The 25,255-nt window shown below is 74.2% G+C and carries 30 protein-coding genes; 16 read left to right on the top strand and 14 right to left on the bottom strand.

Features of this window, described 5'->3' with window-relative positions; translation table 11 throughout:
* The first annotated feature begins 45 nt into the window (after nt 1–45).
* The 3 genes from HDA33_RS10650 to HDA33_RS10640 all read left to right on the top strand — a co-directional run bounded on the left by HDA33_RS10650 (nt 46) and on the right by HDA33_RS10640 (nt 1,834).
* Nucleotides 46–711, top strand: coding sequence for an SDR family oxidoreductase (locus HDA33_RS10650; protein WP_184173133.1), 666 nt, complete (start codon nt 46–48; stop codon nt 709–711).
* A gap of 89 nt (nt 712–800) precedes the next feature.
* Nucleotides 801–1,184, top strand: coding sequence for a YciI family protein (locus tag HDA33_RS10645; RefSeq protein ID WP_184173132.1), 384 nt, complete (start codon nt 801–803; stop codon nt 1,182–1,184).
* A 5-nt stretch (nt 1,185–1,189) separates the two neighbouring features.
* The gene (locus tag HDA33_RS10640) at nt 1,190–1,834 is read left to right on the top strand and encodes a GNAT family N-acetyltransferase (protein WP_184173130.1); all 645 of its coding nucleotides are present in this window, start codon (nt 1,190–1,192) and stop codon (nt 1,832–1,834) included.
* A 4-nt stretch (nt 1,835–1,838) separates the two neighbouring features.
* Here the strand turns inward: HDA33_RS10640 and HDA33_RS10635 are convergent, their stop codons facing one another.
* The 3 genes from HDA33_RS10635 to HDA33_RS10625 form a co-directional block, all read right to left on the bottom strand.
* Nucleotides 1,839–2,585, bottom strand: a complete 747-nt coding sequence (locus HDA33_RS10635; RefSeq protein ID WP_184173128.1) for a Pr6Pr family membrane protein — start codon at nt 2,583–2,585, stop codon at nt 1,839–1,841.
* 108 nt (nt 2,586–2,693) lie between these two features.
* Nucleotides 2,694–4,031 (bottom strand): glutaminase A, encoded by a 1,338-nt coding sequence (gene glsA / locus HDA33_RS10630; protein ID WP_184173126.1) that lies wholly within the window; start codon nt 4,029–4,031, stop codon nt 2,694–2,696.
* Nucleotides 4,028–4,783: a GNAT family N-acetyltransferase gene (locus HDA33_RS10625; protein ID WP_184173124.1), complete on the bottom strand. Its 756-nt coding sequence runs from the start codon at nt 4,781–4,783 to the stop codon at nt 4,028–4,030. Before HDA33_RS10625 ends, glsA begins: the two co-directional genes overlap by 4 nt.
* Before the next feature lie 84 nt (nt 4,784–4,867).
* Between HDA33_RS10625 and HDA33_RS10620 the strand changes: the two genes are divergently transcribed.
* The 4 genes from HDA33_RS10620 to HDA33_RS10605 all read left to right on the top strand — a co-directional run bounded on the left by HDA33_RS10620 (nt 4,868) and on the right by HDA33_RS10605 (nt 8,646).
* A complete protein-coding gene (locus tag HDA33_RS10620; protein ID WP_184173123.1) occupies nt 4,868–6,319 on the top strand; it encodes an FAD-binding oxidoreductase in 1,452 nt (483 codons plus the stop codon).
* A complete protein-coding gene (locus HDA33_RS10615) occupies nt 6,316–6,795 on the top strand; it encodes an acyl-CoA thioesterase (protein WP_184173121.1) in 480 nt (159 codons plus the stop codon). Before HDA33_RS10620 ends, HDA33_RS10615 begins: the two co-directional genes overlap by 4 nt.
* 153 nt (nt 6,796–6,948) lie before the next feature.
* Nucleotides 6,949–7,770 carry a GTP pyrophosphokinase gene (locus HDA33_RS10610; protein ID WP_184173119.1) on the top strand — a complete coding sequence of 274 codons (822 nt, stop codon included), beginning with the start codon at nt 6,949–6,951 and terminating at the stop codon, nt 7,768–7,770.
* Between the two features lie 141 nt (nt 7,771–7,911).
* Entirely contained in the window at nt 7,912–8,646 is a 735-nt protein-coding gene (locus HDA33_RS10605) for a VTT domain-containing protein (RefSeq protein ID WP_184173117.1), read from the top strand.
* A gap of 90 nt (nt 8,647–8,736) precedes the next feature.
* Here the strand turns inward: HDA33_RS10605 and HDA33_RS10600 are convergent, their stop codons facing one another.
* Entirely contained in the window at nt 8,737–9,162 is a 426-nt protein-coding gene (locus HDA33_RS10600) for an iron chaperone (RefSeq protein ID WP_158493088.1), read from the bottom strand.
* A 69-nt stretch (nt 9,163–9,231) separates the two neighbouring features.
* Entirely contained in the window at nt 9,232–9,594 is a 363-nt protein-coding gene (locus tag HDA33_RS10595; protein WP_184173115.1) for an ArsR/SmtB family transcription factor, read from the bottom strand.
* A 121-nt stretch (nt 9,595–9,715) separates the two neighbouring features.
* Here HDA33_RS10595 and arsB point away from each other — a divergent pair, with 121 nt between their 5' ends.
* The 3 genes from arsB to HDA33_RS10580 all read left to right on the top strand — a co-directional run bounded on the left by arsB (nt 9,716) and on the right by HDA33_RS10580 (nt 12,158).
* Nucleotides 9,716–10,867 (top strand): ACR3 family arsenite efflux transporter, encoded by a 1,152-nt coding sequence (gene arsB / locus HDA33_RS10590; protein WP_184173113.1) that lies wholly within the window; start codon nt 9,716–9,718, stop codon nt 10,865–10,867.
* On the top strand, nt 10,864–11,289 hold the full coding sequence (locus tag HDA33_RS10585; RefSeq protein ID WP_184173111.1) for an arsenate reductase ArsC: 426 nt from the start codon (nt 10,864–10,866) through the stop codon (nt 11,287–11,289). The genes arsB and HDA33_RS10585 overlap by 4 nt, the downstream gene beginning before the upstream one ends.
* A gap of 170 nt (nt 11,290–11,459) precedes the next feature.
* Nucleotides 11,460–12,158 carry an arsenate-mycothiol transferase ArsC gene (locus tag HDA33_RS10580; protein WP_184173109.1) on the top strand — a complete coding sequence of 233 codons (699 nt, stop codon included), beginning with the start codon at nt 11,460–11,462 and terminating at the stop codon, nt 12,156–12,158.
* A gap of 25 nt (nt 12,159–12,183) precedes the next feature.
* Here the strand turns inward: HDA33_RS10580 and HDA33_RS10575 are convergent, their stop codons facing one another.
* Nucleotides 12,184–12,738, bottom strand: a complete 555-nt coding sequence (locus HDA33_RS10575) for a TIGR03086 family metal-binding protein (protein ID WP_017488585.1) — start codon at nt 12,736–12,738, stop codon at nt 12,184–12,186.
* Between the two features lie 168 nt (nt 12,739–12,906).
* Between HDA33_RS10575 and HDA33_RS10570 the strand changes: the two genes are divergently transcribed.
* A complete protein-coding gene (locus HDA33_RS10570; RefSeq protein ID WP_158493829.1) occupies nt 12,907–13,260 on the top strand; it encodes a DUF2200 domain-containing protein in 354 nt (117 codons plus the stop codon).
* Between the two features lie 95 nt (nt 13,261–13,355).
* Here the strand turns inward: HDA33_RS10570 and HDA33_RS10565 are convergent, their stop codons facing one another.
* Complete coding sequence (locus HDA33_RS10565) at nt 13,356–14,606, bottom strand: polysaccharide deacetylase family protein (protein WP_184173107.1); 1,251 nt, start codon at nt 14,604–14,606, stop codon at nt 13,356–13,358.
* Nucleotides 14,607–14,806: 200 nt separating this feature from the next.
* Here HDA33_RS10565 and HDA33_RS10560 point away from each other — a divergent pair, with 200 nt between their 5' ends.
* Nucleotides 14,807–14,962, top strand: coding sequence for a hypothetical protein (locus HDA33_RS10560; protein WP_184173105.1), 156 nt, complete (start codon nt 14,807–14,809; stop codon nt 14,960–14,962).
* A gap of 27 nt (nt 14,963–14,989) precedes the next feature.
* Complete coding sequence (locus HDA33_RS10555) at nt 14,990–15,583, top strand: YybH family protein (protein ID WP_184173103.1); 594 nt, start codon at nt 14,990–14,992, stop codon at nt 15,581–15,583.
* A gap of 53 nt (nt 15,584–15,636) precedes the next feature.
* Here the strand turns inward: HDA33_RS10555 and HDA33_RS10550 are convergent, their stop codons facing one another.
* Nucleotides 15,637–16,119: a MarR family winged helix-turn-helix transcriptional regulator gene (locus HDA33_RS10550; RefSeq protein ID WP_184173101.1), complete on the bottom strand. Its 483-nt coding sequence runs from the start codon at nt 16,117–16,119 to the stop codon at nt 15,637–15,639.
* Nucleotides 16,120–16,193: 74 nt separating this feature from the next.
* Between HDA33_RS10550 and HDA33_RS10545 the strand changes: the two genes are divergently transcribed.
* Nucleotides 16,194–17,108 (top strand): dioxygenase family protein, encoded by a 915-nt coding sequence (locus tag HDA33_RS10545; protein WP_338104340.1) that lies wholly within the window; start codon nt 16,194–16,196, stop codon nt 17,106–17,108.
* 77 nt (nt 17,109–17,185) lie between these two features.
* Nucleotides 17,186–17,326, top strand: a complete 141-nt coding sequence (locus HDA33_RS10540) for a hypothetical protein (protein ID WP_184173099.1) — start codon at nt 17,186–17,188, stop codon at nt 17,324–17,326.
* Nucleotides 17,327–17,440: 114 nt separating this feature from the next.
* Here the strand turns inward: HDA33_RS10540 and HDA33_RS10535 are convergent, their stop codons facing one another.
* Both HDA33_RS10535 and HDA33_RS10530 read right to left on the bottom strand, forming a co-directional pair.
* Nucleotides 17,441–19,900: a YhgE/Pip family protein gene (locus tag HDA33_RS10535; RefSeq protein WP_184173097.1), complete on the bottom strand. Its 2,460-nt coding sequence runs from the start codon at nt 19,898–19,900 to the stop codon at nt 17,441–17,443.
* Nucleotides 19,900–20,685, bottom strand: coding sequence for an ATP-binding cassette domain-containing protein (locus tag HDA33_RS10530; protein ID WP_017488526.1), 786 nt, complete (start codon nt 20,683–20,685; stop codon nt 19,900–19,902). Before HDA33_RS10530 ends, HDA33_RS10535 begins: the two co-directional genes overlap by 1 nt.
* A 72-nt stretch (nt 20,686–20,757) precedes the next feature.
* On the opposite strand from HDA33_RS10530, the gene HDA33_RS10525 reads away from it, so the two are divergent.
* Nucleotides 20,758–21,366: a TetR/AcrR family transcriptional regulator gene (locus HDA33_RS10525; protein WP_184173095.1), complete on the top strand. Its 609-nt coding sequence runs from the start codon at nt 20,758–20,760 to the stop codon at nt 21,364–21,366.
* A gap of 289 nt (nt 21,367–21,655) precedes the next feature.
* Here the strand turns inward: HDA33_RS10525 and HDA33_RS10520 are convergent, their stop codons facing one another.
* The 4 genes from HDA33_RS10520 to HDA33_RS10505 form a co-directional block, all read right to left on the bottom strand.
* Nucleotides 21,656–22,246 carry a GNAT family N-acetyltransferase gene (locus HDA33_RS10520; protein ID WP_184173093.1) on the bottom strand — a complete coding sequence of 197 codons (591 nt, stop codon included), beginning with the start codon at nt 22,244–22,246 and terminating at the stop codon, nt 21,656–21,658.
* A 122-nt stretch (nt 22,247–22,368) separates the two neighbouring features.
* On the bottom strand, nt 22,369–23,199 hold the full coding sequence (locus HDA33_RS10515; RefSeq protein ID WP_338104339.1) for a TSUP family transporter: 831 nt from the start codon (nt 23,197–23,199) through the stop codon (nt 22,369–22,371).
* Between the two features lie 73 nt (nt 23,200–23,272).
* Nucleotides 23,273–23,974, bottom strand: a complete 702-nt coding sequence (locus HDA33_RS10510) for a PKD domain-containing protein (RefSeq protein ID WP_246416942.1) — start codon at nt 23,972–23,974, stop codon at nt 23,273–23,275.
* 278 nt (nt 23,975–24,252) lie between these two features.
* The gene (locus HDA33_RS10505) at nt 24,253–24,999 is read right to left on the bottom strand and encodes a DUF6318 family protein (RefSeq protein WP_184173091.1); all 747 of its coding nucleotides are present in this window, start codon (nt 24,997–24,999) and stop codon (nt 24,253–24,255) included.
* Between the last annotated feature and the right edge of the window lie 256 nt (nt 25,000–25,255).

Genomic DNA, 25,255 nt, shown 5'->3' with positions numbered 1-25,255 from the left:
CTTGCTGGCCTCGGTGAGACGCACCCGACCCGAAGGAGCACTCTCATGACCCGCACCGTGATCATCGGCGGCCACGGCAAGGTGGCCCTGCTGGCCGCCCCGCTGCTGGCCGAGGCCGGCCACGACGTCACCTCGATCATCCGCAACCCGGAGCACGCCGCCGAGGTGGAGGCGGCCGGCGCCGCCCCGCTCGTGCTGGACGTCGAGCGCGCGGGCGAGGAGGACCTCGTCCAGGCGTTCCGCGACGCGGACAACGTGGTGTTCTCGGCGGGCGCCGGCGGCGGCGACCCCGCCCGCACGCGCGCCGTGGACCACGACGCCGCCCTGGCCACCATGCGCGCCGCCGAGGCCGCCGGGGTGCGCCGCTACGTGATGGTGTCCTACCTCGGCGCCTCCCTGCACCACGGCGTCCCCGAGGACGACTCCTTCCACGCCTACGCCCAGGCCAAGGCCGAGGCGGACGAGGCCCTGCGGGACTCGGGGCTGGCCTGGACCATCCTCGGCCCGGCCGCGCTCACCTTGGAGGAGCCCACCGGCCGCATCACCGTGGACCCGGATCTCGACACCCCGGACGCGCCGAAGGGCGAGGTCAGCCGCGGCAACGTGGCCCGCGCGCTCGTCGCGGTGCTGGCGGACCCCACCACCGTGGGCCGCAAGATCGACTTCGTGGACGGGGACACGCCCGTCGCCGAGGCCGTCCACCGCGCCTGACGCCCCGGCCCCGGCGTTCCACCACACGCCCCGGACGCTGCGCCGCTGACACGCGGTGCGGCGTCCGGGGCGTGTGGTCCAATGACCGCATGAGCCAGTACCTGATCTCCGTGTGGCACGCCCCGGGCGTGCACGCCGCCGGCACCGCCTACGAGTCCGAGGACCAGATGCGCCTGGCCTTCGAGCGCGTCGCCTCGTTCAACGCACGGCTCGAGGAGTCCGGCGCGCTCGTGGGCGCCGGCGGCCTCACCCCGCCCGAGGAGGCCGTGGTGGTGGACGCCACCGCCGCCCAGGGCCCCGAGGAGGTGGCCGCCCAGCGGCGCATCGCCGAGGGCACCGCCTCCCCCGAGGGCGCCCAGCTCGGCGGCTTCTGGATCGTGGAGTCCCCGGACGAGGCCGCCGCCCGGACCCTCGCCGGCGAGGCCTCCTACGCGTGCGGCCAGCCCGTGGAGCTGCGTCGCCTGCAGGGCTGAGGCCCGTGCCGGACCTCCAGTCCGTGCCCAGCCTGGCGGACGTGCCGGAGCTGGGCGACGGCGTCGTCACCCTGCGCCCCGCCGACGCCCGCCACGCTCCCGCGCTCGGCGCCCTCCTGCGGGACGCGGACGTGCAGGTGCTCACCGGCTCCGTGCACTCCACCGCCCAGGCGGCCGCGATCGCCCGCGGAGAGGCGCACGCCGGCCCGACACCCGAGCGGCTCGCCGAGATCTACGCCGGCTGGGCCGCGGACGAGGACCGGGCCGTGTGGACGGTGGAGGCCGAGGGCGCCGTGCTCGGCGAGATCCTCCTCCTGGACCTGGACCCGGGCAACCGCGCGTGCGGGCTGCGGCTCTGGCTGGCCGGGGCCGGCCGGGACCGCGGCGTCGGCACCCGCGCCCTCACGCTCGTGCTCGAGCACGCCTTCACCACGGTCGGACTGCACCGCGTGGGTCTCGAGGTCTACGACCACAACCCGCGTGCCCGCCACGTCTACGCCCGGCTCGGCTTCGTCCACGAGGGCACCCTCCGGCAGGCGCTGCTGCTGGACGGGGAGTGGATCGACTGCCACGTCATGGGGCTGCTGGCGCACGAGTGGCACGCCCGCCGGGCGGCGTCGTCGGGAGCTGCGGCGCCGTCGTCAGACTGAGCGCTCAGCGCGCGCCGAGCCGGCGGTCCAGGCCGCCGAGCAGGCCCATGAGGCCGGTGAACCCGGCCAGGATGCCCGCCAGCACCACGCCCACGGTCCGCGCCCCGTGCCGCGGCACGTCCAGGAACGGGTACGGGTACCAGTCGATGCGAGGGCCGCGCGCCATGGTGGCCGTCGCCCACAGCAGCGGGATCACCGCGGCCAGGCCGGCGCGGCGCGGGGTGATCTGCCCGCGCGGGTCAAACAGCGCCCACACGGCGGGCGCGAGCACGGGGTTCACGATGTGCTGCAGCGTGTCGTTGAACCGGTAGAGCACGGTGTCCTGCTCCCGGCCGCGCAGCACGGAGTTGTAGACGATGCCCGTGACCATCACCGAGCCGAGACCGGCCGTGCGCACGGCCCAGAACGCGTCCGACGTCGGCGCGGTGCGGCGCGTGGCCAGCGTCAGCGAGGTGCCCGCCACCAGGGCGTTGGACAGCCACGTGAAGTACGCCGGCTGGTTCAGGGCGTGGTGCCAGCCGGCGGAGAAGCCGCCCTGGTAGCCGACGCCCGGGATCACCATCGAGTCCTTGGACATGCCGATGGGGAACGAGGTGAGGCACCCGATCAGCGGCAGCGCCCCGGAGACGTGCCAGGCCAGGCGGGCCCGCGGCCGCCCCGGCGGCACCGGGCGCGCGGCGACGGCGCGCACGAGCCGACCGCCGAGCCCCTGCGGGGCGCGACGGGAGCGGGGGCGTGCGAGGCGGAGCATGGCGGGTCCTGGAGAGACGGGAACACGAGGGATCCGCCATTCTCACATGAACGCCAGGTGAACAGAAGGGGTCGTGGGGAAGAACACGGCCGCGGCGCCCGGCTCCCGTCAGCCGCCCGTGAGCACCCCGTCCGGGTCCTCCACGCGCACCTGGACCCCGTCCGCGCGCAGCCGCTTCAGACCGTCCTCGATCAGCCGCCGGCCCACGGGCGCCACCCGGTCCACGCGCTCCAGGTGCACGACGACGGCGCGCACCGGCGCCTCCTGCTCGAGCGCCTCGGCCGCGGTGCGGCCCTCGTCCTGCGCGGCGGCGCGGCCCGCGGCCGTGTCCGGCTCCTCGGAGAACGGGTAGAAACAGTGCGCCCAGTCCACGGGGTCCGGGTCCGCGCCGGTGCCGAGCTCGGTCATGGCCGCGAGCACGGACTCGCCGCCGCCGAAGCGGATCACGCCCTGCAGGTGCAGGTGCACGGTGTCCCCCTCGCGGCGGACGCTGCGCACCACGGTGCTGCCGATCGCGTCCGCCTCCATGATGTGCAGGTCCAGGTCCTCGGACATGATCCGGCACATCTCCACGCCGCGCACCGAGTTGCCGAACGGGTCCAGGCGCGGGGAGTAGGTGCCGATGCCCACCTGCCCGGGCAGCGCGCCGAGCACCGCCCCGGACACCCCGGACTTCGCGGGGATGCCTACGTGGGCCATCCACTGGCCGGCGGCGTCGTACATGCCGGCGGAGGACATCACGGAGAGCACCTGCCGGCACACGAGCGAGGAGAGCACGCGGTCCCCGGTGAGGGGGTGGATGCCGCCGGAGGCGAGGGTGGCGCCCATGACGGCCAGGTCCCGCACGTTCACCATCACGGAGCACTGGGCGATGTACCCGGCCACCACGTCCTCCGCACGGTCCTGCAGGATCCCGTGGCTGCGCAGCATGTGCCCGAGCGCGAGGTTGCGGTCCGCGTTGGCCATCTCCGACTCGAACGTCCGCTCGTCCACGCGCAGGCGCCGCCCGGCCAGCGTGGACATCAGGGACACGGCCCGCTCGGTGCGCTCGGCGGGGGTGGCGCCCGGGCCCACGAGGAGCTGGTGCACGGCGATCGCGCCCGCGTTGATCATGGCGTTGTCCGGGCGGTGGGAGTCGGCCTCGAGGGAGAGCTCGTTGAAGGCCTCCCCGGAGGGGTTCAGGGCCACGTACTCGTCCACCAGCTCCACGCCGCGGTCCTCGAGGGCGCCGGCGTAGGTGAACGGCTTGGAGACCGACTGGATGGAGAACTCGGCGTCGGCGTCGCCGGCGGTGTGCACGCGCCCCGAGGTGGTGGCCACGGCCACGGCGCTCAGGGACGGGTCCGCCTCGGCGAGGATCGGGATGTACCGGGCCACGTCCCCCTCGGTGACGTGCTCGAGGGAGCCGAGCAGGCCCTCCAGGTAGTCGACGAACGGATGCCTCATGCCTGCGCCTCCCACCACATCGCGGCCAGGTCCCGGGTGCCGTGCGCGCGGACCGTCCCGGTCTCGCGGAAGCCCAGGCGCGCGTAGAACGGCACGGCCTCCGCGGAGGAGGCCTCGAGGTGGATCCCGACGCCGGCGCGCGCGGCCCGGCGCTGGCGCAGCCGGACCAGGGCGGAGGCGGCCCCGCGGCCGCGGGCGGCCGGGGCGGTGCCGAGCTGGGTGAGGTACCAGTGGGCGGCGGCGGGGCGGGCGCGCTCGCACGCGGCGTCCGTGCGGGCCGCATCCCAGGTGCGGCGGCCGTGCACGCGCAGCCGGGCGGGCAGGGCCGCGAGCGCGCCGGGCACGGTGGTCCCGCGCGGGGCGTCCGGGCCGTCCCACACGGCAGCGGCCAGCAGGGTCCCGTCCTCAGGGTCGAGGGCGACGTCGACGGCGCCGCGCGGCCCTGCCTCGCCGCCGGCGGCGCGTGCGGGGCGCAGGGCGTCGTGGACGTCGAGGGCGAACATCCGGGCGAGCCGCTCGGCGCGGCGGTCGGCCGGCAGCAGGCCGAGGGTGAACTCGTCCTCGGCGAACGCCTCGGCCAGGAGCCCGGCGACGCGACCCACCGCGTCCTCGCTGAGGCCCTCGGGGCGCAGGGAGACCACCTGCAGGCGGCGACGCGCGGGGGCGGCGTTGTCGGCCGCGGGGGCCTCGGGGGCCGGGCCGAAGGCCGGGGTCGGGGGTGCGGGCGGGGCGGCTCGGTCCGGGGATGTCATGGCCGCCAGTCTAGGGAGGCGGCCGGACGCGTCACCGGCCCGCCCCCCGCGCGCCCGGCCGCTGTGGTCTGGGACGCTGTCCGCATGGACTCTCCCGCCTCCCCCGGTGCCCCGCACCCCGAGACGACCCGGCCCGCCGGCGTCGTCGCCCGCCTGCAGGCCGCCCTGCCGGGCCGCGTGGACGTCTCCCCCACCGCCCTCGAGGCCGCCCGCGCGGACCGCTCGGGCCACCGCTCCCCCGCCGTGCCGCTGGCCGTGGTGCACGCCGCGTCCGTGGCGGACGTGCAGGCCGTGTGCCGCCTCGCCCACGAGACCCGCACCCCGCTGGTGACCCGCGGTGCGGGCACGGGCCTGGCCGGCGGCGCCGTGGCCGGGGCGGGCGAGGTCGTCCTGGACGTCATGGGCATGGACCGGATCCTGGAGGTCTCCCCCGCGGACCGCGTGGCCGTCGTCGAGCCGGGGATCCTCAACGGGGCGCTGAACGCCGCGCTCGCCGAGCACGGGTTGTGGTGGGCGCCGGACCCCGCGTCTAAGGACATCTCCACGGTGGGCGGCAACATTGCCATGAACGCCGGCGGGCTGCTGTGCGCCAAGTACGGCGTCACCCGCGAGGCCGTGCTGGGCCTGGACGTGGTGCTCGCGGACGGCACGCTGATGCGGCTGGGGCACCGCACGGTCAAGGGCGTCACGGGCTTCGACCTCACCGCCCTGATGATCGGCTCCGAGGGCACCCTCGGCGTGATCGTGGGCGCCACCCTGTCCCTGCGCCCGGCCGTGCGCGGGACGCAGGTGACGCTGGGCGGGTTCTTCCCGGACGTCGTCGCCGGCGCTGCCGCCGCGGAGGCCGTCACGAACGCGGGCCACGTGCCCGCGCTGATGGAGCTCATGGACGAGGTCACCCTGGCGGCCGTGCGCGCCTACGCCGGCCCCGAGCGCGGCGCCGCGCTGCCGGAGTCCGGCGCGTTCCTGCTGGTCCAGGCCGACGGCGCGGGGGCGGAGGAGGACGGCGCCGCCATGGCCGACCTCATGCGCGCCCACGGCGGGGACGTCACCGTCACCGCGGACCACGCCGAGGGCGAGGCCCTCTTGGCCCTGCGCCGCACCGCGTTCCCCGCGCTCGAGCGGCTCGGCACGCCGCTCGTGGAGGACGTGGCCGTGCCCCGCAGCCGGATGGCCGAGATGTTCGCCCGGATCCGGGACATCGAGGCGCGCACCGGCATCCCCATCCCGACGACGGCCCACGCCGGCGACGGCAACCTCCACCCGATCCTGCTCTTCGGCGCGGCCGCGCAGGTGGGCGGCGCCGCCGAGGACGCCACGTCGATCCCGGCAGACGTGTGGGAGGCCGCCGGCGAGCTGTTCCGGGCGGGCCTGGAGCTCGGCGGAACCCTCACCGGCGAGCACGGCGTGGGCCTGCTCAAGCGCGCGTTCCTCCGCGACGAGCTCGGCGACGCCCAGCACGCCCTGCAGGCGAAGATCAAGGCCGTGTTCGACCCGCACGGCATCCTCAACCCCGGAAAGGTGTTCACCCCATGAACGGACAGGACGGCGGCCAGGGCCGCACGACGACGGACGGCGCGACGGGCCGCGAGGCCCCCGTCCCCTTCGAGACCGAGATCCAGGTGCGCTGGTCGGACGAGGACCGCTACGGCCACGTCAACAACGCGCGGCTGCTCACCCTCACCGAGGAGGCCCGGGTGCGGGCCACCCGCGCCTGGTCCGGGGTGACGCCCGGCCGGGACGTGCACCGCGTGGTGCGCGCGATGGAAGTCCAATACGAGGCGCCCGTGGTCTACGGCCCCGAGCTGACCGCGAAGGTCTGGATCACCCGGATCGGGACCAGCTCGTACACGCTGCGTCACGAGCTCTGGCAGGACGGGCGGCGGTGCGTGCTGTGCGACGCCGTGTTCGTGCACGTCGACCCGGAGACCGGCCGGTCGGTGGCGCTGGCCGAGGACGAGCGGGTCACGCTCGAGCGGGTCCTGATCCCCGCCGAGGCCGACGCCACCTGATCGGGGGGGGTGACGCCGACCGGGCGGGCCCCGTGCTGGCTGAGCGTCTGGGCGAGATCACCGTCGAGCCCGAGGACGCAGCACAGGCCCCGGCCGCCTGCACCCTGTGGACGGCCAGCGGATTCGCAGGCGGCCGCCGTAGGCTCTCCCGTCATGGAGCAGGACCGAGACCCGGAGGAGTCGTCACAGTCGACGGCGATCGAGACGCTGCGCGGCACGCCCGTCTCCGAGCTGACGCACCTGCCGCCGGCGATGGCCGGGGCGCTGGACCGCCTGCGCCGGGACGTCGAGCGCTTCGACCTCGAGTACCGCTCCGCCCTGCTCCAGGTGGAGGCGCGGCTGGAGGTGCTGCGGGACGAGTTCACGCACCTGCACGACTACAACCCCATCGAGCACATCGTCACCCGCGTGAAGACGCCGGAGTCCATCCTCCGCAAGGCCGCCTCCCGCGGCCTGTCCATGGACCTGGACGCGCTGCGCAGCAACGTCACGGACATCGCGGGGGCGCGCGTGATCGTCAGCTTCGCGCGGGACGTGTACGAGGTGTTCCGCCTGTTCACCCGCCAGCCGGACATCCGCGTGCTCGAGGTGGAGGACTACATCTCCCGCCCCAAGCCCTCCGGCTACCGCAGCCTGCACTGCCTCGTGCAGGTGCCCGTGCACCTGTCCACGGGCTCGATCCCCGTGACCGTGGAGATGCAGTTCCGCACCAGCGCGATGGACTTCTGGGCCACCCTCGAGCACAAGATCAACTACAAGTTCGACGGCGCCGTGCCGCCGGACATCACCACCGAGCTCATCGCCGCCGCCCGCGTGGCCGCGGACCTGGACACCCGCATGGAGCGGCTGAGCGACCAGGTGCGGCAGACCGACAAGGACGACGACGCCGCGGCTTCCTGGGAGGACGACGGCGGCCCCGCCTTCGAGGACGAGGGCGACGACGACGGCGACGCGCCCGGGACGTCCACCGGCTGAGGCCTCCCGTCCACACCCCGACCCCCGGCGTGCACAGGGTTCTCCACAGAGTTGTCCACAGGTGTGGACGAGTCACACCGGTGTGAGTCGTCCGGCTCCGGACACGCGGGCCGCCCCCGGGCGCGCCGGTAATGTGGGGCGGTGCCCTCCTCCGCCGCGCCACCCAGCGACGCCGCCTCGTCCCGCCCGGACCGCCGCGGCTCCTCGGGCTCCGTCTGCACGGCGATCCGCACGCTGCTGCTCGTGGTGGTCGTGGCCCTGTTCATCTGGCTCGCCACCTCCGTGCGCCTGCCCGACATCGACACCCTGCGCGACCGCCTGGCCTCGTTCGGCTTCTGGAGCTGGCTGATGTTCGTCCTCGCCTACGCCGGGGTGGCGCTGACGCCCGTCCCCGTGACCCTCATGGCCCTCACCGGCGGCGTGCTGTTCGGCGCCGTGCAGGGCTCGGTCCTCTCGGTCGCCGGCGCGCTGCTCGGCTCGATCGGCGCGTACTGGATCGCGCGGGCGCTGGGCCGGGACGTCATCCTGCGCGGGCTGGGCCGGCACGCGGACACGGTGGAGGAGCACCTGGAGGACGCCGGATTCCTGGCCCTGCTCACCCTGCGCGTGGCGCCCGGGCTGCCGTACTGGCCCGTGAACTACGGGGCGGGGGCGCTCGGGGTGCCCTCCGGCATGTTCGTCGGCTCCACCGCGGTGGGCGTGATCCCCGGCCAGGTCTCGCTCGTGGCCCTCGGCGCGTTCGCTGTGCACCCGGGGGTGCTCAACGGGGTGATCCTCGGGGTCGGCTGGCTCGCGGTCGGCGTGCTCACGGTGTGGGCGGCGCGCCATTGGCGGCGGGCTGCGCATCACGACGACGGCGAGGGCGGCGAGGACTGACCCGCGCCAGCCTCAACAACGAACCCTGCGGTATGGCCCCTATCCACGCGCCGGTAGGGGCCATACCGCAGGGTTCGTTCGGCTGGCGACTCAGCCCACCGCGCGCCGCACGAGGTCCGCGATCCGGGCCCGGACGTCGTCGTTCAGCGCCGTGAGGGCGTACGCGGTCGGCCACATGGGGCCGTCGTCGAGGGCCGCCGACTCGTTGAAGCCCAGCGTGGTGTACCGGACGTCGAACTTGCTGCTGACCTGCAGGAACACGAGGACGTCCTTGCCGCGCGCGTAGGCGGGCATGCCGTACCAGGTGCGGGGCTCGAGCTCCGGGGCCACCTCGGTGACGATCTGGTGCACGGCCACCGCGAGCGCGCGGTCCTGCTCGGGCATGGCCTCGATCTTCTCCATGAGGTCCTGCAGGGCGTCGGCCTTCTTCTTGCCGCCGCGCTGGGCGCGCAGCTCCTCCGCGCGCTCGGCCATGGCGGCCTTCTCCGCGGCGCTGAAGCCGGTGGACTCGGACATGACTGCCTCCTGGGACGGGGGGATCGGACGGGGCCATCCTCCCCCGCCGGCGCCCTCGCCCGCACCCCCTCAGCCGAGGACGAGGACGCGGCGCAGCCGCGCGAACGCCTCCGGCACCACGGTGTAGTGCGCCCAGCGCCCGCGCTGCTCGCGGGTGAGCAGGCCGGCGTCCACGAGGCGCTTCATGTGGTGGCTGACCGTGGGCTGGGCGATCCCGAGCTCCTCGGCGAGGTCGCACGCGCACACGTCCGCGCAGCCGCGGGCGGCCACGTGCGAGAGCAGCCGCAGGCGCATGGGGTCCGCGAGCGCCTTGAGGAGCACGGCGAGCTCCGCGGCGTCCTCGGCACCCAGCGGCCCGTCCGCGAGGGAGCAGCAGTCGTCGGCGAGGACGGGTGCGGCGGCGGTCGAGACGGGGACGGAGCAGGCGGTCATGCCCCGGAGCCTACGCCTCACATTGACGGATGTCGATACGTCTGGCTAGCGTGGGCACCGACGGCCGTCGCTCCGCACGGCCCCGTCGTCGCCCCCTTCCCTCCCCACCGAGGCGGTCCCCATGCCCTCCCGCGCCGTCGCCCCCTCCCCCGCGACCGGCCCCGCCGCGCGCCCCGCGGAGCGGCCCGTCCTCCAGGAGATGTCCTTCCTGGACCGCTGGCTCCCCGTGTGGATCCTCGCCGCGATGGCCGCCGGCCTGTTGCTCGGCCGCCTCGTGCCGGGACTGGCCGAGGCCCTGGACGCGTTCACGGTGGCCGGGGTCTCCGTGCCCATCGCCCTCGGCCTGCTCGTGATGATGTACCCCGTGCTGGCCAAGGTCCGGTACGACGAGACGCACCGCATCGCCGCCGATCGTCGCCTCATGGGCACCTCGCTGGTGCTCAACTGGATCGTCGGGCCCGCGCTGATGTTCGCCCTGGCCTGGCTGTTCCTCGCGGACCTGCCCGAGTACCGGACGGGGCTGATCATCGTGGGCCTGGCGCGCTGCATCGCCATGGTCCTGATCTGGAACGACCTCGCGTGCGGCGACCGCGAGGCCGCCGTGGTGCTCGTGGCCGTGAACTCGGTGTTCCAGGTGGTCGCCTTCGGCGCCCTGGGCTGGTTCTACCTGCAGGTGCTGCCCGGCTGGCTGGGGCTGCCGACGACGACGGCCGGCTTCTCCGTGGGCGCGATCGTCCTCTCGGTGCTCGTCTTCCTGGGCGTGCCGCTGCTGGCCGGGTTCCTCACCCGGGTGCTCGGCGAGCGGGCGCGGGGCCGGGCCTGGTACGAAGGCCGGTTCCTGCCGCGGATCGGCCCGTGGGCGCTGTACGGCCTGCTGTTCACGATCGTCCTGCTCTTCGCCCTCCAGGGCGAGGCCATCACCACCAGCCCCGGGGACGTGGCCCGGATCGCGCTGCCGCTGCTCGTGTACTTCACCGTGATGTTCCTGCTGGGCCTGGTCGCCTCCCGGGCCGTGGGCCTGGACTACGCCCACTCCACCACGGTGGCCTTCACCGCCTCGGGCAACAACTTCGAGCTGGCCATCGCGGTGGCGATCGCCACCTTCGGCGTCCACTCCGGGCAGGCGCTGGCCGGCGTCGTGGGGCCGCTCATCGAGGTGCCCGTGCTCGTGGGCCTCGTGTACGTGGCCCGGTGGCTCGCGCCCCGCCTGTTCCCCGGCGACCCGACCGTCCCGCCCCCCGTCCCCGCCCGCACCGCCAGGAGCACCCCGTGACCGAGCACGCCCCGACCGACCGCCGCCCCTCCGTCCTGTTCGTCTGCGTCCACAACGCCGGTCGCTCCCAGATGGCCGCCGGCTGGCTGGAGCACCTCTCCGGCGGCCGCGTGGAGGTGCGCTCCGCCGGATCCGCGCCGAAGGACCGGATCAACCCGTCCGCCGTCGCCGTGATGGCCGAGGCCGGGATCGACCTGAGCGCGAACACCCCGAAGGTGCTCACCACCGAGGCGGTGCGGGAGTCGGACGTGGTGATCACCATGGGCTGCGGGGACACGTGCCCGGTGTTCCCCGGCAAGCGCTACGAGGACTGGGCGGTGGAGGACCCCGCCGGCCAGGGCGTGAACGCCGTGCGCCCCATCCGCGACGAGATCCGCGGCCGCGTCGAGGCCCTGCTCGCGGACCTGCTCCCGGAGGGCTGACCCGGCGAACCTCGGCAACAGCCGAGCAAAGGCACACGCTGCGCACAGGAATCCCTCTCCCCCAGGAGGTGACCCGCGAGTAACGTGGGGTCGTCATGACGGAGCCGTCACCACGGTCCCGCCGCACCGCCCCCTGGACCGTCCCCATCCCCGGACATCGAGGAGGTCTCATGAGCGAGACCATCGAGCGTGCGTACCCGCACGCCCCCACGGCCGACGACGCCCCGCTGGACACCGCCGCCCTCGCCGTGTGCACCACCGTCCTGCAGCAGGGCGCCGCGGACCTGCGCCGTCGCTTCGGGCCGGTGCTCGGGGAGGCCGTGGTGGACCGGCAGATCGAGGACTCGCTCGAGGAGCTGCGCCGCTCCGGGGTGCCGCGCACGCACCGGGAGAGCACCGCGATCCACTTCGCCGAGTCCCGGCTGCTGGCGCTGGCGGAGACCACCGGCGTCGTCGAGCCCAGCGTCCCCCGCGTCCTCTTCGTCTGCCTGCAGAACGCGGGCCGCTCGCAGCTGGCCGCCGCGCTGCTGGCCGAGCGCGCGGGCGACGCCGTGCGCGTGTCCTCCGCCGGCTCGCGGCCGACCCCCGAGGTCCACGACGACGTGGCGCCCGTGCTGAGCGAGATCGGCGCGGACCCGGCCGCGGCCTACCCCAAGCCCGTCACGCCCGAGCTGCTGGCGGCCGCGGACTACGTGATCTCGCTGGGCTGCAGCGACGAATGCCGCGAGCGGACCGGCGTCGAGGTGCGGGACTGGCCCGTGGGCGACCCCGCCGAGGCCGACTGGGAGCGCCTCCAGGAGATCGTCGCGGACATCGAGCGGCGCGTGGACGCGCTCTGGGCCGAGATCCAGGGGCGGTTCGCGGCCTGATCCCGACGACGGCGCGGGCCGGTGTTCAGGCCCGGCGGCCCAGGCGGCCGAGCAGGCGGGCCTGCCGGTCGGCATCGTCGGCCACGGGGACCGGCTGCGCCAGGATGCCCGGCGTGTAGGCGGCGTCGCCGAACAGATCCAGGGACTCCTCGATGCAGTCCATCTCGGCGTCCGTGAACCGCTCGTCGACGCCCTGCGAGCGGGCAAGGTCCCAGCGGTGAACGATCAGGTCGAACGCGTGGAAGCGGATCATGGCCTCGCCCACGGTCATCTCGCCCAGCGCCGTGTGCATGGGCTTCATGATGAACTCCTCGTCGCCGGCGAGGGCGGACAGGGCGGCGGAGTGCTTGGTCCACTGGTTGGCGGTCTGCTGCCGGGAGCCGTCGAACAGGGGCACCTCACGGCCCTGGCGGGCGGCGAAGTCGCGCTCGGCGCCCACCACGTGGTCCAGCAGGTCCAGGGCGTCCCAGCCCTCGCACGGGGTGGCGGCGTCCCAGTCGCGCACGGCGCGGACGACGGCGGTGAACGGCTCCGAGGCCTCGTTCCAGCGGGCCTCGACCTCGGTGGCGGGGATGGACATGCTGGTCTCCTCACGGTCTGAAGGGCCGCAGCGCGGCCGGCTCGCCTCCCAGTGTGGCGAATCCGGGCCCGGGTGTCCCGCCCGGGCGGGCGGGTGACGCGGCCTGAGCCGGCGGAGACGGTCCGGCGGGCGAAGCGCGCCGGGGGGCGCCGCCGCTAGCCTGACCGCATGGGCCACCGGATCTTCACCACCGCCGTCGCGGACGTCTACCCGCACTACGTCGCCAAGGTCGAGCGCAAGGGGCGCACGGTCGAGGAGCTGCACCAGGTGATCTCCTGGCTCACCGGCTACGACGACGCGGCGCTCGCCCGGCACCTCGAGACCGGCACCACCTTCGAGGACTTCTTCGCCGAGGCGGACATGACCGCCGACGCCGACCTCATCACCGGCAGCGTCTGCGGCGTGAAGGTCCAGGAGGTCGAGGACCCGCTCATGAAGCGAATCCGCCAGCTGGACAAGGTGGTGGACGAGCTGGCCAAAGGCAAGTCCGTGGAGAAGGTCATCCGCACCCCGGCGGCCTGAGCCGACGGAGACGGTCCGGCGATCCGACGCCCCGCTCCTGCAGGCGCGTCAGCCCCGCAGGCCGACCGCCGGAGCCGCGGGGCGCCCTCGTCGTGTCAGCCGGTGGCCGACGGGCTCGCCGAGCCCGACTGGCCGCCCGGAGGCGCGGCCGGGCTCTGCTGCGTGCCGCGGATGGACGCCGGGCGGGCCGGATCCAGGACGGAACGGGAGTCGAAGAACTCGTCCAGCACGGGCCGCTTGCCGGAGATGGCCGCCTCGAGGCTGATGCCGTCCACGTTGATGCGGGAGCCGCGGTAGTAGCCGGGCTCGAGCTGGCCCCAGGCCTTCGCGGTGCCGTCCACAAGGAAGAACGAGCGGTAGCCGAGGCTACGCATGTACTGGTAGCGCTCGTTGTCCGCCTCGTACTTGCCCGTGCGGGCCACGTCCGCGCCGAACGGGTAGATCATCATGTCCGTGGGGCCCAGGATGGGCTCCACCTCGCCGTGCCACAGCTCCAGGTCCCGCTGCAGCTCGTCCAGCTCGAGCTTCGGTACGGTGCGGTGGCCCCACGTGTGGGAGGCGAACTCCCAGCCGGTGGCCTTCATGGCGTCCGCGACCTCGGTGGCCGCGGCCACGTCCGCGTCGAACGTGGGGCTGTCCCCGAACTCGCGGGCGGAGGTGCGGTAGCCGAACACGCCCTCGTAGCCGGTCATGGCCAGCACGCCGCGGGCGCCGTTGAGCGAGAAGTCCGGGTGCTCCTCGAGGAAGTCGTCCAGCATCGGCACCATGTCGTAGGAGCCCACGTGGGTGGTGCCGTCCGCGTCCGTGTACTCGTTGCGGACGCGGCCGTCCTCGTCCACGATCAGGCGGTCCGCGAAGCCGTCCCCCTCCATGTAGAGGTAGTACGAGCAGTCGTCCAGGGAGAACACGAGCGGGGTGCGGTTCTCCGGCACCATGAGGGTCTTGGGGCGCACGACGTCGTCCTCGCCCACCTCGTAGAGCTCGTGCGGGGAGACGAGCACGTAGCCCTTCGCGTAGAGCTGCGGCAGGATCGCGGCGAACTCGTCCATGGTGACCATGAAGTCGAGGTAGCCGGCCTCCTTGTGGTCCCCGTCGAACGCGCGCTCCGGGTCCACCACGAGGGAGTGGAAGAACAGGTGCGGCACGAGGGCCGTGTTCGGCCAGGCCACGGGCTCGCCGGCGGGGCCGGGGCCCGCGGGCGCGGCGCTCGACGACGACGGCGCGGGCGTCCCGGCCGGCGACGAGGACGCCGGCGCGGTGCCCCCCTCGGACGAGCAGGCCGCGAGCAGGCCGGAGCCGAGCAGGGCGGAGCCGGTGAGCAGGATCTGACGACGCGACGGAGCCATGTGCACCTTTCTTCGAGACCACCATAGTCCCGGACCGCGGCCCCGAAAGCCACCCGCGCCCGCCTGAGGCGGGGAGCCCGCCGGGCGCCGAGGCCGGGCGTCGCGGCGAGGTGCGGGGGGCCGACGCCGAGGCCGCGCACCCCGCCCGCCGAAACCCCAGGTCACGCGGGAGGACGCACGCGCGGGCCCGCCCGCCCCGCATGCCACACTGGCCGCGTGACCCCCGACCGGACGCGCCCCGTCCCGCGGGGCACCGTGCCCGCTCCGCGGTGCGCGCCGTGCTGGCGGCGCTGGCCGTGATGGCGGCGCTGTTCGCCGTCGTCGTGCTGCTGCTGGCCTACGGGCCCGCGCGCTGACGCCCCCTTCCCCACCCAGGAGCAGCCATGTCCCCCGCGGACCCCTCGCCCCGCCTGCCGGCACGGCCGCCCGCCTCCCCGGCCGCGGTGGCCGAGGCCTTCGAGGCCGCGTGGAACGGCGCGGACGCCGACGCGCTGGCGGACCTGTTCGCGGAGGACGCCGACTTCGTCACCGTGCTGGGCGTCTGGTGGACCCGACGGCGGCAGATCCGACTCGACCACGCGCGCGGCTTCCGGTGGATGTTCCCGGAGTCGCGCCTCGAGATGGACGAGGTGCGGGTGCGGGACCTCGGCGACGTGGCCGTCGTGCACGCCCCCTGGACCATGACCGGGCCGGGCGTGGGCGGGGAGGTCGGCGAGGCGACGGGCACCGTGGGCGTCCGTGAGGCCGGGGGCGACGGATCCGGCGGGGGCGACGGCGAGCGCACCGGCGTGCTCCTGCTCGTGGTGCGCCGCGACGAGGCCGGCGCCTGGGAGGTCGTGGCCGCGCAGAACACGGACCGCTCCCCGGAACCGCGCCCCCGACCCGCCGACGAGGACGACGACGACCTGCTGGCGGAGGTGCACCCGCACCCGTCCGCGTGGCTCCACCCCGACGACGACGGCCCCGCCGCCGGCTGAGCGCGAGGCCCCGGCGGGGGTGGGGCCGACAACGACGACGGCGCCGCGCGGGGTCAGTCCTCGAGGCAGCGGTCCTCGGGGTCGAGCACGCCCACGATCCGCTTGCCGATCGCGGCCAGCTGCTTCACCTGCGCCCGCGTGAGCGGGTCCAGGACCACGCGGCGGACCTCCTCCACGTGGCCCGGCGCGGACTCCTCCACCACGGCGCGGCCCTCGGGCGTGAGCACGGCCAGGGTGTAGCGCCCGTCCGTGGGGTCCGGGGTGCGCTTGACGAGGCCGCGGCGCTCCAGGCGCGTGACCACCTGGGACAGGCGCGGCAGCGAGCCGGCGGAGAGCCACGCGAGCTCGCTCATGCGGCGGGTGTCCCCCTCGGACTCGGAGAGGTTGGCCATCACCGAGTACTCGAAGTGGGTGAGGTCCGCGTCGCGGCGCAGCTGGGCGTCCAGCACGGGCTCGAGGCGCATGGTGACGCTCATCAGGGCGAGGAACGCGCGGCGCTCCTCCTCGTCGAGCCAGCGGGCGGAGTCATGGGGCATGGCTCCATGATAGCCCCACCGCCCCGAATATCCCTTGCACCATGAACTCAACCCGCGTACCATCGAGTTCAAGCGTGAAGCCATTGACCGTCGTCGTCCAGGAGGACACCATGACCACCACCATCCAGGACCCCTGGGCGCAGCCCACCCCCGCCGGGGCGTACGACGACCTGCTCGTGCGCGCCCTGCCCGTCACCCGCGCCCAGCGCCGCTGGGAGCCGGCCGACGGCCCCATGCCGTCGCTGTTCGTCAGCCACGGCGCCCCGCCGACCCTGGACGACCCGCAGTGGCTCGCCGATCTCTTCGACTGGGCGCAGTCCATGCCGAAGCCGCGCGCGATCGTGATCGTCTCGGCGCACTGGGAGGACGCCCCCGTGGCCATCTCCTCCGCCGCGGCCGGCACCCCGCTGGTCTACGACTTCGGCGGCTTCCACCCCCGCTACTACGAGCTGCAGTACGCCACCCCGGACGCCACCGACCTGGCGGCGCGCGTGGCGGGCGTGCTCGGCCAGGGCCGCCCCGGCTCGGTGCACCAGACCGGCCGCGGGCTGGACCACGGCGCCTACATCCCGCTGATGGCCATGTACCCGGACGCGGACGTGCCCGTGGTGCAGGTGTCCATGCCGTCCATGGACCCCTCCGCACTGCTGGACCTCGGCGTGAAGCTGCGCTCCCTGCGCGAGGAGGGCGTGCTCGTGATCGGCTCCGGCTTCATGACGCACTCGTTCGCCGCCATGCGCGACCCCCGCCTGTTCGGCCACGTCGACGCCTTCGACAAGTGGGCCGCCGAGATGACCCACGCCGGCGACGTCGACTCCCTGATCGGGTACCTGGACAAGGCGCCCGGCGCGCGCATCGCCCACCCGACGGCGGACCACTACGTCCCGCTGCTGCTCACCATGGGCGCCGCGAACGACCCCTCCAGCGCGCGGACCGTGTTCGACCGCTTCGTGTTCAGCAACCACATCCGCAGCTTCAGCGTCGACTGAGCCCCGGCTGGGAGGTGCCTTCGACGCGGGCCGACGCACGCGCCCCTCGCGCCGTGCCGCGTGCCACACTGGCGAGCGTGACCCGACCTCCGGATGTACCACCCCCGGCCGACCCGCGCACGCGTGCGGCCCTGCGCGCCGTGCTCACGGTCCTGGCCGTGATGGCGGTGCTGTTCGCCGCCGTCGTGCTGACGCTGGCCTACGGACCCGCCCGCTGAACCCGCCCTTCCCCGATCCAGGAGCGGCCATGTCCTCCGCGGACCCCACCGCCGACGTCGCGGGGTGACCGGGCGGCCCACCCGCGGTGGCCGAGGCCTTCGCGGCCCCCCCGCTCAGGCCTGCAGCGCGGGGTGCAGGTCCTTCATGCGGAACCGGCGCCGGCGACGCACCACGAGCACATCCAGGGCGAGCGCCGCCACCCCGACGCCCATCAGCACGACCACCGGCACCCAGAAGTGCTGGTCCAGGCCGCCGGAGATCGCGTTGCGGAACGCCTCGATGGAGTAGCTCATCGGCATGAACGGGTGCAGTGCCCGGAAGAAGCCGGGCAGCACCTCGGCCGGGTAGGTGCCGCCGGTGGAGGCCAGCTGCAGGATCAGCAGGACCAGCAGCAGCGCCGAACCGGGGGTGCCGAGCGCCGTCTGCACCAGGTGCGCGATGAGGGAGAACACCACGGCCACGAGCACCGTCAGGGCCACGGCCCGCACCGGGTGCACGGGGGCCAGGCCCAGCGGCAGCGTGGCGGCGAGCATGAGCAGGCCGCCGCCCACGGCCACGATGCCCACGGGCAGCCACGCGGCCAGCGCGATCGCCACCGGGTTGCGGCGCCCGGCCAGCAGCCGCCCGCTGATGGGCCGCATGATGTTGAACGCGGCGATGCCGAACACCCACAGCGCGATGGAGAAGAACATCGGCGCCATGCCGCGGCCGTAGACCTCCGCGGAGTTGTCCACCTGCATCACGGCCTCCACGGGCCGGGACATCACCAGGGCGGCCTCGTCCCGCTGATCCTCGGTCAGGGCGGGGACGCGGTCGACGCCGTCGGAGAGCCCGGAGGCGAGGTCGTGGGCGCCGTCGTCGAGGGTGCCGAGGCCGGTGTGCAGCTCCCCGGCGCCGTCCTGGAGCTGGGCCAGGCCGCCGTCGAGCTCGGTCGCGCCGGACTCCAGCTGCCCCGCACCGTCCTGCAGCGTCAGCGCCCCGTCGTGGAGCGCGGCGTTGCCCTCGGCGAGGGTGGTCGCCCCGTCCGTCAGCTCGCCGAGGCCGGACTGCAGCTCCCCGGCGCCGTCCTGGAGCTGGGCCAGGCCACCGTCGAGCTCGGTCGCGCCGGAGCCCAGCTGCTCGAGGCCGTCCGCGAACTTCCCGGCGCCGTCGGCGAGGGAGTCGGCCCCGTCCTTCGCCTCACCGATCCCGCCCTGCAGCTTCTCCGCGCCCGCGGCCACGGCGTGGGCGCCGTCGTTGAGGTCCGTCAGATCCGCCTTGGCGGAGGCGGCGACGTCGTCCTCGACGAAGCCCTGAACGCGCTCGTTGGCGGCCGCGGAGGTCGCGGCGGCCTCCTCGGCGCGGCCGGCGACGGCGGTCACCCGCTCGTCAACTCCGGTGAGCGCCTCCTGGAGCGCGGCGTACTGCTCGGACTCGGCGAGCGTCGGGTCCTCCGCGGCGAGCGCGGCCAGGGCGGCCTGCGCATCGGCGATGCGGGCGCCCGCGCCGTCCCCGGCCGTGCCGGCCACCTCGGCGACCCGCTGGACGTCCTCGTCCACCGCCGCGACGTCGGCGGCCACCGCGTCCTGCCGCTCGATCACCCGGTCCAGGCCGGGGACCACCGTGTCGTAGAGCTGCTGGGTGCCGTCGGCCACCTGCGTGGCGCCGTCGGTGAGCTCGGCCGATCCGGTCTGCAGCTGGGCCAGCCCGTCGGAGAGGTCCGTGGCGCCCTGACGCAGCGCGGGGGCGTTCTCGGCGAGCTGCCCGGCGCCGTCGGCGAGGGCCTGGGAGCCCTCGCGCGCCTGGTCGAGCCCGTCGGTCAGGCGGCCGGCCCCGTCCTGCGCGGACGCGGCGCCCTCGGCGAGCCGCTGGGCGCCGTCGTCGGCCTGGGCGGCGCCGTCCGCGAGGTCACCCGCACCCGTGGCGAGCTGGCCCGCGCCCTCGGCCAGCCGGCCGGAGCCGTCGTGGGCCTGGACGATCCCGTCCTCCAGCTGGCTCGCGCCGTCCACCGCGGAGGCCGAGCCGTCGGCCAGCTGCGCGGCGCCGTCGGCGGCGTCCACCATGCCCGAACGCAGCTCGCCGAGGCTGGAGAAGACGGCCTCGAAGTACGCCTCGATCGCGGACCGGTTCACGGCGGCCTCGACCTTGGCCTGGCTCGAGGCCGTGACGGAGCCGATCACGAAGCCGTTGGCGTCGTCTCGGCGCAGGGTGATCTGCGCCTGCTGCGGTGTCCCGCCGCCCTCGGGGCTGACGAGGTCGCGGCTGAGCTCGGCGGGGATCTCCAGGACGAGGTAGTACCGGCCCTCCCGCAGTCCCTCCTCGGCCTCCTCGCGCGTGGTCTCGCGCCAGTCGAAGGCGTGGTCATCCTTGAGGCGTTCGGTCATGTCCGCGCCGGTGCGCAGCGTGGTGTCGCCGCGCTGGACGGGCTCGTCCTCGTTGACGATCGCCACCGGCAGACGGTCCATGGCCCCGTAGGGGTCCCAGTTCGCGGACAGGTACAGGGCGCCGTAGATGGCGGGGACGAGGAAGATGAACAGCAGGGCGAGCAGGGGCAGGCCACGGCGGAAGCGTCGCAGCTCGTAGCGGAACAGCATCAGTTCTCCCGGACGGGGGGCAGGGTGAGGACGACGGCGTCGCGCGGCACGGGCGCGGAGGCCACGGCGCTCACCGCGAACGGGTGGCCGTGGTCCTTGAGGACGTCCAGGGCCGCGTGGAGCGCGACCAGCTCATCGAGGGTCAGGGTGGCGTCCACGTCGTCGAAGGTGACGAGGCGGGCCGGGCGCAGGCAGGCGACGACGGCGGCCAGCAGCGCGCGATCGGGCGCGGACAGCTCCCCGACGACGGCCTCCGGCGCCACGGTCAGCCTCACCGCGTCCGCGAGGAGGGCGAAGCGCGCGCGGCCGGCGCGGCGGCGCACGCCGTCGGCGAGACAGCGCTCGTCCACGACCTCGGCCGCGGTCAGCGCCGGCTCGAGCTCCACCACGTCGGTGGTGTGGGCGATGGCGGTGCGAGCGCGCAGGGCGTACGGGTGGCGCGTGGCGTCGATCAGGGGCCGGTACGCGCGGGCGGCGGGTCGCTCCGGCCCGTCCAGGGCGACGTCCACGGGGCCGGCGGTGAGCACGAGCTCACCCCGCACGCCCTGCAGGCGCCCCGTGAGGGCGAGCAGCAGGGCCGAGCGGCCCGAGCCCTGGGTTCCGAGCACGGCCAGGTGGGTCTGCGGGGGCAGCACCAGATCGAGGGGGCCGAACACCGGCCCGCGCCCGCCGCGCAGGGTCAGACCGCGCGCCACGAGGGTGGCGGGCGGGAGGTCGTCGAGGTGCGCCGGGACGGGGGCGGGCCCGGGGCCATGGTGATCGGCGTCGGTGGGAGTGGAAGACATAGGCCCTCTTTGCCGAGTCGAGGCGGATTCAGTACCATCGGTATTCAATACCATCGGCATCGAGAGGGCAACATGGCCACCCGACCCCGCCGCGAGGATGTCCGCGCGGCGATCCTCGACCACGCGGCCCAGGTGTTCGGACGGGAGGGCTACGCGCGGTCCTCCCTCACCCGCATCGCGGCGGAGGCCGGCTACACGAAGGGTGCCGTCTATTCCGGCTTCGCGGGGAAGCCGGACCTCTTCGCCGCCGCCTGCACCGTCCAGTTCGAGCGGGCGACCACCCGGGCCATGGACGGCGTCGCCGACGCCCTGGACGATCCCGACCTGCCGCGCGAGGACCTGGTGGCCCGCGTGGCGGAGGCCCTGGCCGACGTCGTGCTCGAGTCCACGGGCTCCTGGCCCCTGCTCCTCCACGAGTTCCAGTCCGTGGGCCTGCGCGAGCCCGCCGTGGGGCGGGCCTACCGGGTGCTCACCGTCCGGCGGCGGGACTTCCTGGCCGGCCTGCTGCGCGAGCACCGCGTGCTGGCCGACGTCCCGGATGCGCAGGTCACGCACACCGCGGCCATGCTCCTGATGCTCGTGCACACGCTGACGGTCGAGCGGCACCTGGCCCCGGAGGACCTGACGGTGGACGACGTGCGGGACACGCTGGCCGCGGCCGTGCGCTCCCTCCTGCCCTGACGCCTGCGCGCCGGCCCGGCCTCAGCCCAGGGTGCCGGCCACGGCGCCGGAGGCGAACACGGCCCCGTCCCCCTGGGCAGCATCGCGAACAGCAGCACCGCGGACGCCGAGGCGGCCACGTTGGACAGCGTCACCCCCGCCACCGGGCCCAGGAGCAGGGACAGCGTGGGTGCGACGATGAGGACTACGAGCGCGGGCGGGAGCTCGTGGCGGCGGGGACGCCGTGGGCCGAGGTCCGCGGCTGACGCCTGCGCTGGCGGGGGTGCCGGGGCCGCGGGGGCGGCGGGGCTCAGCCCAGGCTGAGCAGCCGCACCCAGTCGTCCTCCACGCGGGTGCCGCCCACCACGAACGTCCGCGCGCCGATCTTCTCGAAGCCGAGGCGCTCGTAGAACGCGTTCGCGCGGACGTTCTGCGCGTTGGTGCCGAGCCAGACGTGCCGGAAGCCGAGGGCCTCGAGGCGGGCGACGCCGTCGCGCACCAGGGCTTCGGCGAGGCCGGTCCCGCGGGACTCGGCGAGGACGTACACCTTGGACAGGTGGCCGGCGGGGGTCTCGCCCAGATGCTCGACGACGGGCGCCTCGGGGGTGGCGGCGGTCTCGAGCATGGCATAGCCGAGGACCTCGTCCGGCGCGATGCCGCCGACCAGGACGATCCGCGCCGGGTCCGCGATCCACGCCGCGACGACGCGCTCGTTCAGATGCTCGTCGATGTGTGCCTGGATCACCTCGGGCGGCAGGGAGGCCGGGCTCGCGTCCCCGAAGGTCGCGGCGGCGACGGCGGCGATGGCGGCGGCGTCCTCCGGGCGGGCGGGTCGGACGTGGGCGGGGCGCGGGGTGGAGGCCGGCGGCTGGGGCGTGGACGGGCGCGGGGGCGTGCTCATGCTCGGACCGTAGCCGGGTGCGGGCGCTTCAGCGGTTCCGTTGCGTTGCGCTCACGACGCGCCGCGCCGACGTCGGCGCGACGGCGAGTCGTGAGCGCAACGCCCCGCGGCGAGGGGCGACGTCAGGCCAGGAGGCCGACGATCCCGCGGGCGAGGGCGACGCTCGCCCCGACGCCGGCCACGCAGATGGCCAGCAGGCGCGCCCGGGAGGGGTTCACGCGGGGGGCGATCCGGCTGCCGATCAGCACGCCGATCGGGCCGCCGACGACGACGGCCGTCCAGACCGTCCAGTGGACGTCCACGCCGGCAGGGACCGCAGTGCCGAAGAGGGACTTGGTGGCGAGCGAGGTGAGGTTAGCGAGCAGGAAGATGGGCTGCAGGGTGGCCGCCCAGGAGCGCTGCTCCCAGCGGCTGGCGACGGCGTAGACCGCGAGGGCCGGCCCGGCCACCGCGGCGGTGGTGTTCATGAACCCGGCCGCGGTGCCGGCCAGGGCCGCGGGGGCGCTGCCCGAGGCCGTGAAGCGGCGCTGCAGACCGAGGGAGGCCGCGATCGCGACGAGCACGGAGCCGCCGAGCAGCACCTCGAGGGCGTGCACGTCCAGGCTGCGGACCGCCCACGCCCCGGCGAACGAGCCGACGATGAGCAGGGGCGCGAGGCGGAGGAATCGTCCCCAGTCCACGTGCCGCCGCAGCAGGGCGAACAGCAGGACCGCGGAGACGACGGCGGCCACGTTGGCCAGGCTCACGCCCGCGACCGGTCCCAGGAGCAGCGAGAGGGTCGGCCCGGCGATCATGCCCACGCCCATGCCGCTGACCCGCTGGAGGGCGCCGCCCACCATCAGGGCGAACAGCGCGACCAGAGCAGGCACCAGCATCACGAGCGACATGTCCATGGGCGCAGTATGGCCCAGGCGGGCGCCGCCGTCGGCCCCGGTGAGGACGACGACGGACACCCATCATTTTCGTGCGGGAAACGGGAGCCTCCCAGCAGAGCACGACGACGACGGCACCGGCCGCCTGGCCCGATCAGGGCGCGTCCGGGGCCTCGATGGGCCCGGTGCAGCCCCACGCGGACGGGTCGGCCGCGCAGTCCTCGGCGACGTTGCGGGTGACGGTGCGCCAGATGTCCGCCGTGACCGGGGCCGCGTCCAGGGTGATGGTGCCCGGAATCAACACCCAGTCCCCGTCCGCCTCGCGGTACTCACCGATGTAGACCGTGGTCAGCGTGACCGTGTACTCCCCGGTCTCCTCGTACACGTGGCTCGTGGGCGTGGGCGTGTTGAACTCGGCCTGGGCGTGGCCGCCCACGTGCGTGACCCGCGGTGCCGTGCCGTCTCCGTAGTTCCAGTGGAAGGACACCGGGGTGGCGCGCAGCTCCACCGGCACCCCGTTGATGGTCGTGGAGAGCGTCTCCACGCCGGCATCCGTGTAGAAGTTCGTCTCCGCGTTGCGCACGCCGCGGCCGGCGTTGTCGGACTCGATGGTCGGATCCAGCAGCAGGAGGGTGCGGACCTCCTCCAGGGTGAACGACCGCGCCCCGCCGGCCCCGGCCACCGGTGAGGTCGTGCACTCGGTCGGCCCGAAGGCGGAGTTCTCGTAGTCGACGCTGGTGTCCGTGCTGACCGGGATGATCCACTCCCCGCCCTCAGGGCAGAACCGGTCGGTCTGCTCCTGGCACGTCCCGAGGTCGGCGTTGCCGGCCTGGTTCGGGTGGCACGCACTGGCCATATGGGTCGTGATGTGCTCGTTAAGCTGGGATTTCGACCGTGTAGATGTCAGAGACCGCACATCTGACTCGCGAGACAGTTCACGACATTTTGTCAGGAGATCAACCGCGGCTTCTTCGGGGTCAAGCTGGCCATGCATCTGACCGCAAGATAAATCGTATTCGCCTCCACCCGGCCCAACTGGCGCCCTTCCCTGCGCCAGGGAGGCCAAGGAAACGACGGCAAGAATGATAATCACCCATATCGCCATGACGTCGCGCTTGAGAGAGGTGTTCATCATCATCCGTCGGAGTTGTGGAACTCGGCCGAGGTGACAAACCAGTATCCGACTTCATCACTGAACTCCACGGACACAATCCATGGGCTCTTCTCCCGGGCCTCCGACTTGGTGTCTGGCAACGCCTCCCCCGTCTTGTCGTAGGACTGGCCTGCGTTGAAGTTCATGAGCAGAGTAGAGGTGTATCCGTCCACCGAGGGCCGAGCGATCTGGGAGTGGACCTCTGACTCAACACCTGTAGACCATCCGCCGGTTTCATAGAAGCCGTTCATCGAATTGCTGCGATAAGCGCAGAACTGGCAGTCCGTAGCGGACACCGTGTCAAAGACGGTGGAATCGCCGGTCTGGTCCATGTAGTCCAGAGCAGCCCACCAGTACTCCACCGCCGCCTCGGCGCCCTCCTGGGTCTCCTCCTTCATCACCGCCGGCATCTCAGGCTTGGGCACGTTCTGCGCAGGACCCTCCGCAGACGCCGGCACATAGGCGCCACCACTGCCCGAGGACCCCGCAGCGGCGGTCGAGCCGGCAGACCCGCTCGGCGACGTCGTCGGGCTGGACTCACCGGACGGGCTCGGCGTGGTCGCCTCGGCAGAGCTGGACGACGACCCGGCCGGCGTCGAAGAGGAGCTCTCGGCCGGCTCCGACCCGCCGCCGCAGGCCGTGAGCAGCAGCGCCAGACCGGCCCCGAGGGCCCCCACCTGGGTCAGACGATGACGGCGCAGCACGCGCCGGGGTGCAGTGAAGGACATGAGCCCCCTCCTCCAGAAGGTTCCGTTCTGCGAACCGTCGGGCCCCGCGCTGATCCCGCAGCGCGCCCTCCCACGGGCTCAGGGGGCCGACCTGCCCCGAGTGTACGCAGACACCTCCACCCCGCCACAGACTTCTCCACAGGCCGCCGCCCGCACCGCCACCCTGGAGCGGAGAGGCGTCGGATCCGCGCGATGCAATCGAAAAGCGCCGCATTTCGATTGCATCCGTCCCCGCGCACCCCGCCCCAGGCCCCCG

This window comes from Micrococcus endophyticus, assembly GCF_014205115.1.
GTDB lineage: Bacteria > Actinomycetota > Actinomycetes > Actinomycetales > Micrococcaceae > Micrococcus > Micrococcus endophyticus.
The sequence above is the reverse complement of the archived record's forward strand: the minus strand, read 5'-3'. Positions and strand labels throughout refer to the sequence as shown.